The 14329-nt window shown below is 59.1% G+C and carries 10 protein-coding genes; all 10 read left to right on the top strand.

Annotated elements, in window-relative coordinates:
* Positions 1–43: 43 nt before the first annotated feature.
* The 10 genes from nagE to O9H32_RS07165 all read left to right on the top strand — a co-directional run bounded on the left by nagE (position 44) and on the right by O9H32_RS07165 (position 14146).
* Complete coding sequence (gene nagE, locus O9H32_RS07210; RefSeq protein WP_269865248.1) at positions 44–1528, top strand: N-acetylglucosamine-specific PTS transporter subunit IIBC; 1485 nt, start codon at positions 44–46, stop codon at positions 1526–1528.
* Positions 1529–1771: 243 nt separating this feature from the next.
* Positions 1772–3727: a methyl-accepting chemotaxis protein gene (locus O9H32_RS07205; RefSeq protein WP_269865247.1), complete on the top strand. Its 1956-nt coding sequence runs from the start codon at positions 1772–1774 to the stop codon at positions 3725–3727.
* Between the two features lie 222 nt (positions 3728–3949).
* Positions 3950–5278, top strand: coding sequence for an extracellular solute-binding protein (locus O9H32_RS07200; protein ID WP_269865246.1), 1329 nt, complete (start codon positions 3950–3952; stop codon positions 5276–5278).
* 432 nt (positions 5279–5710) lie between these two features.
* The gene (locus O9H32_RS07195; RefSeq protein ID WP_269865245.1) at positions 5711–6595 is read left to right on the top strand and encodes a carbohydrate ABC transporter permease; all 885 of its coding nucleotides are present in this window, start codon (positions 5711–5713) and stop codon (positions 6593–6595) included.
* A gap of 1 nt (position 6596) precedes the next feature.
* A complete protein-coding gene (locus O9H32_RS07190; RefSeq protein WP_269865243.1) occupies positions 6597–7424 on the top strand; it encodes a carbohydrate ABC transporter permease in 828 nt (275 codons plus the stop codon).
* 82 nt (positions 7425–7506) lie between these two features.
* Positions 7507–9369: a cache domain-containing sensor histidine kinase gene (locus O9H32_RS07185; protein ID WP_269865242.1), complete on the top strand. Its 1863-nt coding sequence runs from the start codon at positions 7507–7509 to the stop codon at positions 9367–9369.
* Positions 9369–10994: a response regulator gene (locus O9H32_RS07180; protein WP_269865241.1), complete on the top strand. Its 1626-nt coding sequence runs from the start codon at positions 9369–9371 to the stop codon at positions 10992–10994. The genes O9H32_RS07185 and O9H32_RS07180 overlap by 1 nt, the downstream gene beginning before the upstream one ends.
* On the top strand, positions 10981–12570 hold the full coding sequence (gene nagZ, locus O9H32_RS07175) for a beta-N-acetylhexosaminidase (RefSeq protein ID WP_269865409.1): 1590 nt from the start codon (positions 10981–10983) through the stop codon (positions 12568–12570). Before O9H32_RS07180 ends, nagZ begins: the two co-directional genes overlap by 14 nt.
* A gap of 401 nt (positions 12571–12971) precedes the next feature.
* Positions 12972–13496: a hypothetical protein gene (locus tag O9H32_RS07170; RefSeq protein ID WP_269865240.1), complete on the top strand. Its 525-nt coding sequence runs from the start codon at positions 12972–12974 to the stop codon at positions 13494–13496.
* The gene (locus O9H32_RS07165; RefSeq protein WP_269865238.1) at positions 13493–14146 is read left to right on the top strand and encodes an SGNH/GDSL hydrolase family protein; all 654 of its coding nucleotides are present in this window, start codon (positions 13493–13495) and stop codon (positions 14144–14146) included. Before O9H32_RS07170 ends, O9H32_RS07165 begins: the two co-directional genes overlap by 4 nt.
* Positions 14147–14329 lie beyond the last annotated feature (183 nt).

Below are 14329 nucleotides of genomic sequence, written 5' to 3'. Positions count from 1 at the left end.
AGCATTTTACCTACACATCCAACATCCGAAAGGGTTGACCCTCATGCTGGCATCCTTACAAAAAATCGGCAAGGCGCTCATGCTTCCCGTAGCCGTGCTTCCCGCGGCGGCCATCCTGCTGCGTTTTGGCAATATTGACTACATCAAAGACTTCCATATGGGAGCGGGCGCAGGCGGATTCCTCAACCAGTATATCGCCCCGTTCCTGAATGCCGGGGGCTCGGCGATCTTCGACAACCTACCCCTGATCTTCGCGGTGGGGATTGCCATCGGCCTGGTCGGCGATGCGGTAGCTGCCCTCGCCTCCGTAATCGCTTACCTCGTCTTGACCAGCGTCCTGTCCAAGGTACCGGGCGTGTTCACCGAGATGATCGGCAAGGACGTTAAGCTCAATATGGGCGTGCTCGGAGGGATTCTTGCGGGCGTGCTCGCTTCTTACTTCTACAAGAAGTACCACAATATCAAGCTGCCGGATTGGCTCGGGTTCTTCAGCGGCAAGCGGTTCGTTCCGATTGTCACGTCGCTGGCGATGGTTATCGTGGGTATCGTATTCGGCATTATCTGGGGTCCCGTACAGAACATGCTGGACGAGTTCGGCCGCTGGATCGTCGGGCTTGGCGGGATCGGCGCACTGATCTTCGGGATCGGCAACCGTCTGCTTCTTCCGTTCGGGCTTCACCACGTATTGAACTCCATCGCTTGGTTCCAGATCGGTGACTTCACCGATGCGGCCGGCCAGGTGGTACACGGGGACTTGACCCGCTTCTTCAAAGGGGACAAATCCGCGGGAATGTTCATGACCGGCTTCTTCCCGATCATGATGTTCGCCCTGCCTGCCGCGGCGCTGGCTATCGTGCATACCGCGAAGCCGGAGAAGCGCAAAGCCGTGGCTTCCATCATGTTCGGTACGGCATTCGCCTCTTTCCTGACAGGGATCACGGAACCGCTCGAGTTCGCCTTCATGTTCGTCGCTCCGGTGCTGTATGGCTTCCATGCGGTGATGATGGGGATCTCCGGCTATATCCTGTACATCATGGATGTGAAGCACGGATTCGGCTTCTCTGCCGGTCTGCTGGACTATCTGATCAACTACCAGCTGGCGACCAATCCGCTGCTGATCATCCCGGTAGGTCTCGTGTTCGCCGTTCTGTACTATGTCGTATTCCGCGTCGGGATCGTGGCGCTGAAGCTGAAGACGCCGGGCCGCGAGGACGATGAGCCGGCAGGCAATGGGGCCGCGGCCGATACGGGCAAAGCTGCTCCTGCCGCTGCCGGCGGCAAAGGCATGGCGCTGCGCGACAAAGCCAGCAGCGTGCTGACCTCAATTGGCGGAGCCGACAATGTGGTAGGTCTCGACGCCTGCATCACCCGCCTGCGTCTGGTAGTCAAGGATGACAAGGCCGTCGACGACAAGGCGCTCAAAGCGCTCGGCGCTGCCGGCGTCATGCGGCTCGGCCAAGGTGCGGTTCAGGTCATCTTCGGACCGCAGTCCGAATCGCTGAAGGACGAAATCGACAAGTTGATGTAGCTGCTTTGTGCAGTGTGCGAAAACTAGCAGGATAGGTTACTGGTCTATAGGGCGGCTTCTCTTCGGAGGGCCGCCCTTAGGCTTGTGCTTGGAGCGGGCCGTTCCATCCCTCGGGCTGGGAATGAGCGGCCTATATGCCCCATAAGCTCCCTTAGAGCTGTGCTTCACAATACCCTCCGGACTGCCGATAGATAAGGAAGGAACCAGTATCCGAATCCAATCGAACAGATGGGGGAACATCGAATGAAAAAGCAGCTAATTCTAGTCATGATGCTGATAAGCCTTCTGCCGTTGCTCGCTTTTGCAGCGTACAGCCTTCCTACGACCAACGGGAAGTTGCAGTCTGATGCCTATACGATTAACGAAAAAAGCGCAGAGCAGGCGCAGGAGAAAGTGACGTCACTGGTACGCCAGAAGGCGGAGCTTCTGCGAGTGCTTGCCGAAAACAATAACCTCAAAGAATATCAGCCGGGCAAGCAGCCGGAAGTGAAGAATCTGCTGATCGCGGCAGGGAAGGTGAATCCGGAGCTCCAGTCCCTCGTCTTCTCGGCGCCGGACGGACAGCAGCTGGTCAAGAACACGAACACCGAGCTTGGGAACAACAAGGACCGGGATTATTTCAAGCAGGTGCTCCAAAAGGGCGACCTTGTGGTTTCGGATGTCGTCATCAGCACTACGACCAAGAAGCAGAGTATTAATATCGTACTCCCGGTCCGCGGCGCCTCAGGCGAGATCGTGGGCGTCGTACAGTGCACCATGACCCTCGATATGCTCAGCCAATTCGCCAAGGATTTCTCCGTAGACGGGGGGACGGCGTTCATCGCGGACCGCAGCGGCAAAATCCTGGCTCATCCGAATGCCGAAATGCTCCAGAAGGATATCAAGGACACTGCCTATTTCCAGCACGGAAGCCAAGGCGGGAAAGCAACGGAGCAGTATACGAACGAGAGCGGCAGCGTGATGGCGGTCTCGTACAAACAGGATCCCTTGACCGGTTGGGTGGTCTTCAGCGAGAAAAATTACGATACGGTCATGGCGGAAGGCACTCAGCTGATCCACAACGGCATTCTGCTGCTGGTGCTGGCCCTTCTTCTGGCCGGAGCAGCGGGATGGTTCTACTCGGGCCGGATCACCAAGCCGATCGTGCAGCTCGTCGGGATCACGCAAGCAGTGGCGCAAGGCGATCTCACAGTGAATGTCAACGTGAAAGCAAAGCATGAGATAGGGATGCTGGCAGATTCGCTGAACCAGATGACCTGCGATCTGCGCTCGCTGATTACCGGCGTCAAAGATACGTCAATCCTGTTGGCAACCTCATCGGAAGAGCTCCATGCCAGCGCGGATCAGACGAGCACAGCCACCGAGCATGTGGCGTCATCCGTGCAGCAGATGGCCGAAGATTCCGATAAGCAGTCCCGCCGGGTGGAAGGCACGGCGAAGACGGTGAACGAGATGGTGGACGGTGTTAAGCAAATTGCGCTTAGCGCCCAAACGGTGACTTCTTCCGCTGTCCTCGCGACAGACAAGGCGGCGGAGGGCGACCAGTCGATCCAGACCGCAGTGAAGGAAATCAACCGGCTGCGCACGGTATTTGACGAACTGACGGCATCGGTAAGTTCGCTTGGCAGTCACTCGCAGCTCATCGGGAATATCGTCAATGTGATCGCGGGAATCTCCGCCCAGACGAATATGCTGTCTCTGAATGCGGGGATTGAAGCGGCCCGTGCAGGTGAACACGGCAAAGGCTTCGCCGTTGTGGCGAGCGAAGTGAAGAAGCTGGCGGATCAATCCTCGGCATCGGCCCGGCAGATCAGCGACCTGGTGAAGAGCATCCAGGAGGAGATCGGCCAGGTGATCCAGAAGACGGAGCTCGGCAGCCGGGAGGTCGTGGAGGGCATCCAAGCCGTACATCACGCCGGAGAATCGTTCGAGGAGATCAGTAACCTGGTCGCTGAGGTCAGCCGCCAGATTCAGGAGGTGTCCGTCTCCTCGACCCAATTGTTCCAAGGCGCTTCAGAAGTAATGACAGCCATGGACGACATGGCCTCGATCGCAGGCAAGTCGGCTTCGGAGACCCAGAGCGTCTCCGCTGCGACAGAACAGCAGCTTGCAACAATGGAGGAAATTGCCTCTTCTTCGGAACTGCTCTCGAATATGGCCCAGGACTTGCAGAGCCGGGTTGATAGATTTAAAGTATAAGATGTTTCGACAAGAAAACCGTTACTTGCAGAAGATTAACGGTTTTGGAGCCCCTGAAAGCGGGGGCTTTTTTTCAATTTTTATTGAAATCGCTTTCACCACAGTAGAGAAATTTACCCCCTCTTTGTCGAAATCATACCCTGCCGGGCTCTAGGAGACACATACTATAATCAAACTTGTAAAGCTAATCCCAAAATTCAAGTTCCTTACGGAGGGGTCTCAATGAAAAAGACAGTATCCACGCTCATGGCTTCGGCCATGCTCGTATCCGGTTTGACAGCCTGTGGTTCCGAGCCGAACACAGCGGGAAAAACGGGTGGTGATGCCGGCAAATCAGGCGAAGCAAAACCATTCACCGTCTCGCTCCGTCACGTTCAAGTACGCGATGACGCGAAGCTGCGGCTGAAGCTGCTTGAAGACGTTGCCAAGCGGATGGAAGGGAATGTACCGGGCCTGAAGGTGGAACTCGAAGGCGTAGAGGATAAAGTCAACCGCTTCGAGAAACTGCCTGCCGAGATGGCAGCGGGCACACCGCCGACCATCTTCGACCTCTTCGGCGGTACGGATACGCAGAAGTTCGTCAAAGCGGGACGTCTGCTGGATTTGACCCCGCTCCTCTCCGAGCTCGGACTGAAGGACAAGTTCCTGAACCTCGATGAGTTCACGGTGGACGGCAAGATCTACGGTCTGCCGACGGCCGGCTTCGTGGAAGGGATCTTCTATAACAAGAAAGTGTTCAAAGACCTCGGCGTGGAAGTGCCCAAAACATGGGAAGAGTTCGTAGCGGTAGCGGAGAAATCCAAAGCGAAAAGCATTACGCCGCTGGCGTTCGCCTCCTCCGATGCTTGGGTGATCAACATGCTGATGAACACACTCTGGGTTCGTACGGCGGGCGCCGAGTCCGTGAACGGCTTCGTCGATGGAAGCAGGAAGTGGACCGATGCTGATGTGCTTGACGGCTTCAAGAAGTTCGAGACGCTCGTGAAGAAGGGCTACTTCCAGGAAGGCAACCTTGGTCTGAAGTACGCTGAGCAGCAGAACAAATTCCGCGCAGGCGAAGCGGCTATGCTGTTCGACGGATCGTGGGCCAATGCGGCCGTTGTGGATCCCGAGAAATCCAAGATTCCAAACGACGTAGGGTTCTTCAACTTCCCCGCGACCGGCGGCAAAGGCGACGGTCTCATCAACGGTTCCTTCTCCAACGGCTACGGATTCTCCGCTACGCTGAACGATAACGAGAAGAAGGCCGTCAAAGAATTCATCAAAACGATGTACAGCGAAGAAATGCAGAAGCGCCAGCTGAAAGAATCCGGATTCCTTCCAGCACTGAAGCTCTCCGACTTGTCCGGCGTGAATCCGATTGTAGGGGAAATCCTCAAAGAAGCGGGCAACAAGCAGTTCCCGGCATTCGACTCCGTGATCCAGGCCAAAGTGCGCGAAGCGCTTGAAGTCAGCATGCAGGAGATGATCGGCGGCAAGGCTACAGCCGAGCAGGTCGTAGAGAAGGTGCAGAAAGCACAAGAAACGGCCAATAAAGAAACCAAAAAGTAAGAACGGAAAAGTAAGGATAAAGAAATTGAAAAACGAATTCCATCATGAAACAGCAGTCATGTGAACAAGGAAGCCGCAAGGTGCCGCCGCCTGACAGTAGCAGGCACGGACACAGCGCCGGAAGGCCCTGCGCCGCGGGCTGCCTTATATCGTACAGATAGCCGTTCTCCCCTCCGGAGGCGGCATTCCGTACGAAGGCGGCCGCAGTGCGTTCGGGATTCGGGATTCCCCGGCACTGCTCTCCAGCGCTCCGTTCGTATACAGAGAAGCATGTCCATTCGGATAGAAGCATGGCACCGCATTCAGTGCCCTGCGCAGCAGCCGCTCATCCGGTACTACCCATTATCAGGTTCACCGACTTTGGAAGGTGTTCCCGCCGCAGGGCGGAACGTTACCGCAGGGTGCCAGGTGTGTCCCACAGGAGGTTTCCATATGAAAAAAACGATGCAAAATCCGCTCACATACATGCTTTTTATTCTGCCTACGGTGGCCCTGTATATCATGTTCTTCCTTATTCCGCTTGCCCAGTCCGTCCAATACGGATTCACCCGCTGGGACGGCGTCAATACGCCGGAATTTATCGGGGTAGACAACTTTATCCAGGCATTCTCCGATGAGAAAGTATGGCAGGCGTTCCGCAACAATTCCTACTTTATCCTCTTCTCCGTCTTTATCCAAATTCCGATTATCGTCTTCCTCGGCATCCTGATCTCCGGGATCTCCCGCCTTAAGGGCTTCTACAAGACCTTCGTCTTCGTACCGAGCATTCTCTCCACCGCTGTCGTAGGGATTCTGTGGTCCTTCATCTATCATCCGGAGATCGGTCTCCTGAACCAGATGCTGCGCTCCACAGGCTTCACGGAGTGGACGCATACGTGGCTGGCCGAAGACAAGACGGCGATGCTGTCGGTGCTGATCACCAACGGCTGGCAGTGGGTCGGTTTCTATGTGGTGCTCGTGCTGGCTGCCATCCTCGGCATCTCGAAGGAAGTCTTCGAAGCGGCGGAGCTCGACGGAGCCCGCGGATTCCGCAAAGCCTGGCACATTACGCTGCCGCTGATTCAGCCGGTCATTATGGTGATCATCCTGCTCTCGATTACCGGTGCGATGAAAGCGCTCGACATCGTCATGGTAATGACCAACGGCGGTCCTGCGGGACTGACGGAAGTGCTCGCTACCTATATGATCAAGCAGGGAACACGGCTCAACGACTACGGATATGCCAACGCCATTGCGCTGCTCATCTTCCTGTTCACGCTTGCCCTGACCCTGATCTTCAATGTGATATCCAAAAAAATCGGGGAGGCTGACGCATAAAATGACATCGACATGGAAAAAGGGGCTGTCCCACGGGGTCCTCTGGGTGTACCTGCTGCTGACGCTGTATCCGCTCGTATGGGTGCTGAATTCTTCCTTCAAAACGAACAAGGAAATCATCACGAATCCTTGGGGCCTGCCGCAGCAATTCACGTTCGATAACTACGTTGCGGCCTGGACGGGCGCCAAGATCTCCACGTACTTTTTCAACTCCTTCTATGTTAGTATAGTGGCAAGTGTGGTGACCATCCTGTTCGCCTCTGCGGCGGGCTATGCGATCACCCGGATGCAGCTCGGACGCGTCAACAAATATGTGAATGCGGCGCTTCTGCTCGCCCTGCTCGTACCAGGCGGCACGCTGATCCTGCCTCTGTTCGTCTGGCTGCGCGACCTCGGTCTGTACAACACACATTTTGCCCTCATCTTCCCGTACGTGACGTTCGGACTGCCGCTCACGGTATTCATCGTGTCCGCTTTCATGAAGTCCATTCCGGCGGACCTTGAGGAAGCGGGCGTCATGGACGGGCTGACCGCCTTCGGACTGTTCGCGAGAATCATCCTGCCGCTGACCGTTCCGGCTCTCGTCACAGTATTCATCCTGAACTTCCTCTCGAACTGGAACGAGTTCGTTATGGCGTACCTGTTCCTCTCGAAGGAGAAGCTGCGGACCCTGCCGACGGGGATGGTCGCATTCATGAACCAATTCAATATGAACTACGGAGGCCTGGCTGCGTCGATCATGTTCAGCGTCGTTCCGGTACTGACTGTGTATGCTTTCCTGCAGGAGAAAATTATCGAAGGCGTAACCGCGGGCAGTACAAAGGGATAGGGAGCACCGCATTCCCCGCGGTCTTCCCGTCCTGGGGACAGGTGAAGTGACGGGCGCCGGGCGAAAGGAAGAAGCGCGTGCGATGAATCTACGCATCAAAGTATTCACGGCATTCATGGCGTTCATCATCGCGCCGTTGTTCGTGCTTGGCGCCATCACGTATCTGTTGTCCCAGCACATTATCGAACAGAACTACGCCGAACAATCGGAGTTCACCTTGAAGGCCGTAGGACGCAACATCAACTATGTGCTCAAGGAAGCGAATTTTTTCTCGGAAGATTTCATGCTGCGCGATGACATCCAGCAGGTGCTCGGCCAGCGGGAGGCCATCGATCCGGTCGCGCAGACCGAATACGAACGGCTGCTCCAGCGGACATTCCTGTCCTACACGCCGGCTTATGCGGTGTCCTTGTACAGCTTCAATGGGCAATCGTTCTCTCAGGGCAAGATCGGGTACCAGCGGATTCCTTATACAGGGCTCGTGAAGCATCCGGTATTCCGGGAGGTGATGACGCTGAACGGGCCGCCCCGGTGGCTCGGTCCGCACGAAGCGCCGGAGTGGACGGGCATGCAGCCCCTCTTTACGGTAGTGCGGGTCATCAACGACAAGTATACGCTCGACAACCGGGGCATTCTTCTGCAGCAGTTCCAGTTCCATGAATTGAACCGGATCTTCAACTATTTTGGCACATCGCACAGCAGGGAAGTCCGGTTCATGATGGTCAATGGGGACGGGCTGATCATGGTGGACAACAAGGAGGAGCTCGCCGGGCAGTCGATCGACGGACATGCTTCGGCCCCCGTCCTGCTCGGCGAAGAGTACCAAAGCAAGAAAATGAAGTTCGACGGTGTGGAAAGCGTTGTCTCCACTCATCATCTGGAGCTCGAAGACTTCGGGCAGATGAACTGGAGCATCGTATCGGTTACGCCGTGGGCTTACCTGTCGGGGCGCACGGAGCAGGTGCTGCAGTGGATATCGGCGATTACGGCACTGACGCTGATCAGTGCGCTGCTGTACAACCTGTTCTTCGTGAACCGGATTATCCGCTTTATTCTCTATGTGGTGAGCTCGATGAAAAAAGTGGAGATCGGCGATCTCAGCATCCGGGTGGAGCCGGGCAGCAAGGATGAGACCAGCGTGCTCGCCCGGGGCTTCAACTCCCTCGTCGACCGCATCGAGACGCTGATCAAGGAAGTGAAGCTGGAGCAGGACCGCAAGAACAAGGCGGAGCTGATGCTGATGCAGGCCCAGATCAAGCCTCATTTTCTGTTCAATACGCTCGAATCGATCAATGCGCTGGCCGCGCAGAACGAAGGGCGCAAGGTCAGCCGGATGGTGCAGCGGCTCGGTACGCTCCTGCGGGTCAGCTTTATCCAGAAGGAGGAGATCCCGCTGTCCCTGGAGATCGACCATGTGCGCAACTATCTCGAGATCCAGAAGTACCGGTTCGAGGAGCTGTTCGACTATGAGATCGACGTGCCGGCGGAGCTCAGTCAGGTGCCGATCCTGAAGCTCACGCTGCAGCCGCTGCTCGAGAACAGCATCCAGCACGGCATTGAAGAAAAGTTTAATGAAGAAAAGTTCAATGAAGAAAAATTCAATGAAGAACAGATCGATCCCGAGCTGCATGCAGGCTCAGGCGGGGGCAGAGGGATGCTCCGCATCCGGGCAGAGGAGACGGAAGAAGCCGTCGTCCTGTGGATCGAGGATAACGGCTCCGGTATACGTCATGAGGTGCTGGACCGGTTCCACGGTACGCCGGGGTCCCGGATCAGGGCCTCGGAGAACGCGGAGGAAGGCGGAGAACGCATCGGGCTCGGCATTCCGAACGTGGCGGACCGGCTGAAGATTCAATACGGCAGCCGTTATGGAATGATGATATGCAGCACGCTGGGGCAAGGGACGCTGATCCGCTGTACGATACCAAAAGGAACAAGCGGGTGATGAGCATGAAAGTCAAAGCGATGCTGGTGGACGATGAAATTCATATCGTGCGGAATTTGGAAAAAGTCATACCATGGGAAAGCCTCGGTATCGAGATTATCGCCACGGCCGGCAACGGTGCGAAGGCATTGGAGCTGGCAGAGGAGCTGAGGCCGGATCTCATCCTCTCGGACATCCGCATGCCGGTAATGGACGGCATCGAGCTGCTCCGGAGGCTTCGGGAGTCGGGCTATACGGGTGAGATCCTCATGCTGACGGGGTTCCAGGAGTTCGATTATGCCCGGTCTGCGGTCAAGTATGGGGCGAGGGAATATATTCTGAAGCCGATCGACTACGAGGAGCTGGAGAATATTCTGCAGGGGCTGGCCGCCGAGATACAAGAGGCCAAGCTCAGCAAGCTGAAAGAAATGGCGAAGTGGCGCGAGCTCTCCGAGATGGCCTACGAGAAGATTCTGCTCGACCTGCTCATGGACTACACGTCGTTTCCGCTGCACCGTCTGCAGGAGGAAGAAGACCGGGCCTGGCTCGATCAGAAGTATTGGATGCTCCTGATCGATCTGGACGATTATTCGCAGATTATCCGCCAGGACGAACGGGAGCGGAAGCTGGTTCATTTTGCGGTGCGCAACGTGCTGCAGGAAGCGCTGCGCACGGACTTGGCCGAGTACGCGGTCCTTCTCACCCGCGAAGGGGAATGGTGTATTCTGATCCCGCTGCCGGGTACCGAGGCCGTGCCTTCCATTCTTCTGGAGGCGTGGTCCAAGGAAGTGCAGGAAGCCGTCCGCCGGTATGTGAAGCTCTCGGTCAGCGTCGGCGTGTATCCTCTGCCGGTTTCGGCCGAAGGGCTCGCCGATGCATACAAGAAGCTGCAGCGCAGCCTCCAGCTGGCCCTGGAGAAGCGGGCGATCCTGCTCTACGAAGAGGTGCCGGAGGCGGATCCCCAAGGCCATTCGTTCTGGAGTCTGGCCGACCGGCTCGTAACTGGCCTGACCCAGGGCGAGCAGCCCAAAGTGGACGCGGCGCTCGAGGAGCTCAGCCGTCTGCTCAAGGAGCACGGGATGCGCGCGGAACAGATGCTGCACTTCCTGAATCTGCATCTGCTGCGGGAGATGCGGGCGATCGGTCTGCTCGACTCGCTGCAGGAGCAGCGGGTCATGGGCGAACTGGAACGCAGCATGAGCGTCAAGGAATTGATGGACTGCGTGCTGATTCTAGTACGCGAATGCATGCAGACCGGCCAGGCGCGGCGCAAGTCGCCCGAGGTGCTCATGGCGACGGCACGGGAATACATTCAGAAGGGGCTCTCCCGCGATCTGGGGCTGGAGGAGCTGGCGCAGCATCTCGGCATCTCGAACTCTTACTTCTCTTTACTGTTCAAGCAGCAGCATGGGGAGACATTCCTGGAGTATGTGACCCGGGAGCGGATGGAGCTGGCGAAGAGTCTGCTGCTTACCAGCGACAAGAGCGTTACGCAGATCGGCAAGCTGGCCGGCTACGCGGAGCGGCGGTATTTCACGAAGGTATTTCACAAATACGAAGGCATGACGCCTTCGGAGTTCCGGGACCGCGGAAGACCGGGGACCGGAGAAAATGAACCGGAGGGGGCTTATGATGGAGCGCAGTAATCTTAGTCTGAAGCAAAAAATCGGCCAGCTGCTCATGTGCGGATTTCCCGGCACGGAGCCGGATGCAGGCATTGAGGGGTTGATCCGCGAAGGCGGACTGGGCGGTATTATCTACTTCCGCCGCAATCTGGTGGAGCCGGCGCAGGCCGCCGCATTGTCGGCCAAGCTGCAGGAGTATGCAGCGGAGGGCAGCGGGGTGCCGCTGCTCATCGCGATCGACCAGGAGGGAGGGATGGTCACCCGCATCGAACGGGGCGTCTCCGTCATGCCGGGTGCCATGGCTCTCGGAGCGACCGGGGATGCGGATGCTGCTTACCAGGCAGCAAGGGTGACAGCCGCCGAGCTGCGGGCAATGGGCATTAATATGAACTTCGCCCCGGTGCTCGATGTGAACAACAACCCGCTGAATCCGGTGATCGGGGTGCGCTCGTACGGCGGGGACGCGGACTTGGTCTCGCGCCTCGGGACCGCAGCGGTGCGCGGCTGCCAGGAAGAAGGCGTGGCGGCCACGGTCAAGCACTTCCCGGGCCACGGGGATACCGCGCAGGATTCGCACCACGAGCTGCCGTCGGTGCCGCATGCAAGGGAGCGGCTCGACCGGCTGGAGCTCGCGCCCTTCCGCGAAGCGATCCGGCAGGGGGTGGATGCCGTCATGACGGCGCACCTGCTGTTCCCGGCCGTAGAACCCGAGCGGCTGCCGGCGACGCTGTCGCCGCGCGTGCTGACCGGGCTTCTGCGGGAGGAGCTCGGCTATGAAGGCGTCATCGTGACGGACTGCCTCGAGATGAACGCCATCGCGAAGCACTACGGCGTAGGGGAAGGCGCGGTGCTCGCCGTGGAGGCCGGCGCGGATCTCGTGCTCGTCTCGCACCGCCTCGAGCTGCAGCAGTCGGCGCTGAACGCGCTGATCGCCGCCGTGGAGAACGGCCGCCTCACGGAAGAGCGCATCGACCGCTCGGTCGACCGGCTGCTGGCGCTGAAGGCGCGCCGTGCCGCCCATGCGGCAGCGCGTGCGGCAGTGCCTCAGCCCGGCAGCACGCTGGCGACGGAGGCGTCGCTGGCCCTCGCGGAGCGGATCGGCGAAGCGAGCATCACGCTCGTGGCCGGCGAGCTGCAGCCGCTCGAGCGAGGCAAGCGCGTGCTCGTCATTTGGCCGGAGGTGCGCGTCGGCTCCGAGGTCGACGAGGTGCTGGGCCGCAAGGAGTCGCTCGGCTACTGGCTCGCGCAGCTGGGTTTCGCGGTCCGCGAGGAGCGTATCGGCGTCCAGCCGACAGCGGAGGAACGGGAGCGGGTGCTGGCATTGGCTCGCGAAGGGGGCCAGGCGGTAGCGATCAGCTACAATGCCGCCCTCGAGCCCAAGCAGGCGGAGCTGATCCGTGAGCTGGCGGGAGTGCCGGAGCTCCGGCTGACCGTCGCCTCCGTGCGGATTCCGTCGGACTTGTCGGTCCTGGGCCGCGTGCCAGTCTATCTGGCCTGCTATGAAAACACCCCGTTCGCGATGAAGGCCCTCGCGCGGGTGCTGGGAGGTGAGCTGCCGGCGGCCGGCATTCTGCCGGCTCCGATTCAAATCGACTGAACGTAAGGAAGCGGCGGTACGGCAGCCGGGGAACCGGCGCACACCGCTGCGGCAGGAACGCGGGGGCCAGCTTGCCCGCAGCGCCGGCGCAGAGTGCGCTTCTGCCCGGCGAACGCACCGCCAAGCTGGATGAATGTCTTTCATTCCACACCACCACACCCGAATAAACCGTATTCCTTGGATCGCCTGACGGCGGAGGAATGCGGTTTATTTGCGTTGGCTCACGGGAGGGGGCAGGCATGCGGCGGGAGCTGAGGGGGAATACCCATTTGTTGCGCCTCCGGTTCAGGTACCCAGTTCCGAAGCGGGCGGTGCGACATACGCTAAAGTATAGACAAGTAGGCACTGCGCACCGTAGGCGCCGCAGGGCCTCAGGCCAAGAAGAAAGGAAAGGGATCGAGATGAAGAGGACCAAACGTTCAGCTTCCCGGAGAAGCTCCACCGTCAGTGCAGCGGGCGCACGAGAGCTGCGGCGGCCGCCGCGCCAACAAGCGAAGCCTGCCGTCAAGCCTTCACGTCCCCGGTATGCGGCACCGGATGTTGAAGGGCTCTATACGCCGTTCGGCGCGGGGTTTCCCTTCAGCTATGCGCAGCCAGGGGCAAGCGTCCGGGAAGCCGGGGAAGCGGCGGAACCAGCGGGCGGCGCCCCTCAGCCGGAGCGGGCGGCGGGCGGCGCGGGGGGAGGAGCAGCCTCGGCGGATTGGTTCGGCCAGCTCGGAGGGCTCGACGGAATTCTCGCCACGATGGGCAAAGTTCAGAAGATGTACAACATCGCCCGGCAGTTCGGCCCGATCTTCAAGCTCATGGGGGGCTTCGGAGGCTTCGGCGGCCTAGGGGGCCTCGGCGGCGGTCCGGTCAAGACTGCCTCCGTACGCACCCGGAAGAAGCCGCCCGGCCTCCGCGGGACTGCGCGGCGGAAGCCATGACGACTTCGCAGGGAAGAACGGGGCGAATCCGCTATGTGGCGCTCGGGGACTCGCTGACCGCCGGCAGAGGCGCTTATTTCAGCGGCGGGCTGGTGGCGGCTTATGGGCACCTGGCCGAGAAAGCGCTGAACCGTCCGCTGGAGCGCAAGGCGGTGGGCATATCGGGCGCCACGACGGGTGAACTGCTAGGGCTTCTGGAGCAAAGCCCCCGGATTCGCTATATGGTGGGGGAGGCGGAGCTTCTGACGCTGACAGCGGGAGGCAATGACCTGATCGATGCGGCGAAGCTCTATGCGGTGGACCGGAATGCCGGCCGACTGGCCAAAGCGCTCGACCGGTGCCATGAGGACTACCGGGAGCTGCTGCAGGCCATCCGGAGGCTGAAGAACGGATCGGGGCCTTATGTCATCCGGGCCGCACTGCTCTACAACCCGCTGCCCTCGGTGCCGGAGGCCGCCGAATGGGTGAAGCGGTGCAACCGGCTCCTCGGCAGCCTGGCGGGCGGTTCGGTTCAGTTCGCGTCGGTATATGCGTTGTTCGAGGGCAGGGAACGGGAGCTTCTCTCCGCAGACGGCATACACCCGAATGCCAAGGGATACCAGGTGATTGCGGAGCAGCTTCACCGGCTGGGGTATGGGGCACTGGCATGAAGGCCCCGCCGGGCGGACGGTTTTCCTGGACAGTGCTGCTGGCAGCGCGAACCCACGCTTTTGCAAGTCCAAAAAGCTGCCCTTGGGGCGCACGGACATTTCCGGCGCTCAAAGGCAGCTTTTTTTGAAATCTAGGCATTTATATCTTACCAAGGCTCGATTCTCTCTTCTTACTTGAGTGGA

The sequence above is a fragment of the Paenibacillus caseinilyticus genome, assembly GCF_027533645.1.
In the GTDB taxonomy this organism is placed as follows: domain Bacteria; phylum Bacillota; class Bacilli; order Paenibacillales; family NBRC-103111; genus Paenibacillus_G; species Paenibacillus_G caseinilyticus.
The sequence above is the reverse complement of the archived record's forward strand: the minus strand, read 5'-3'. Positions and strand labels throughout refer to the sequence as shown.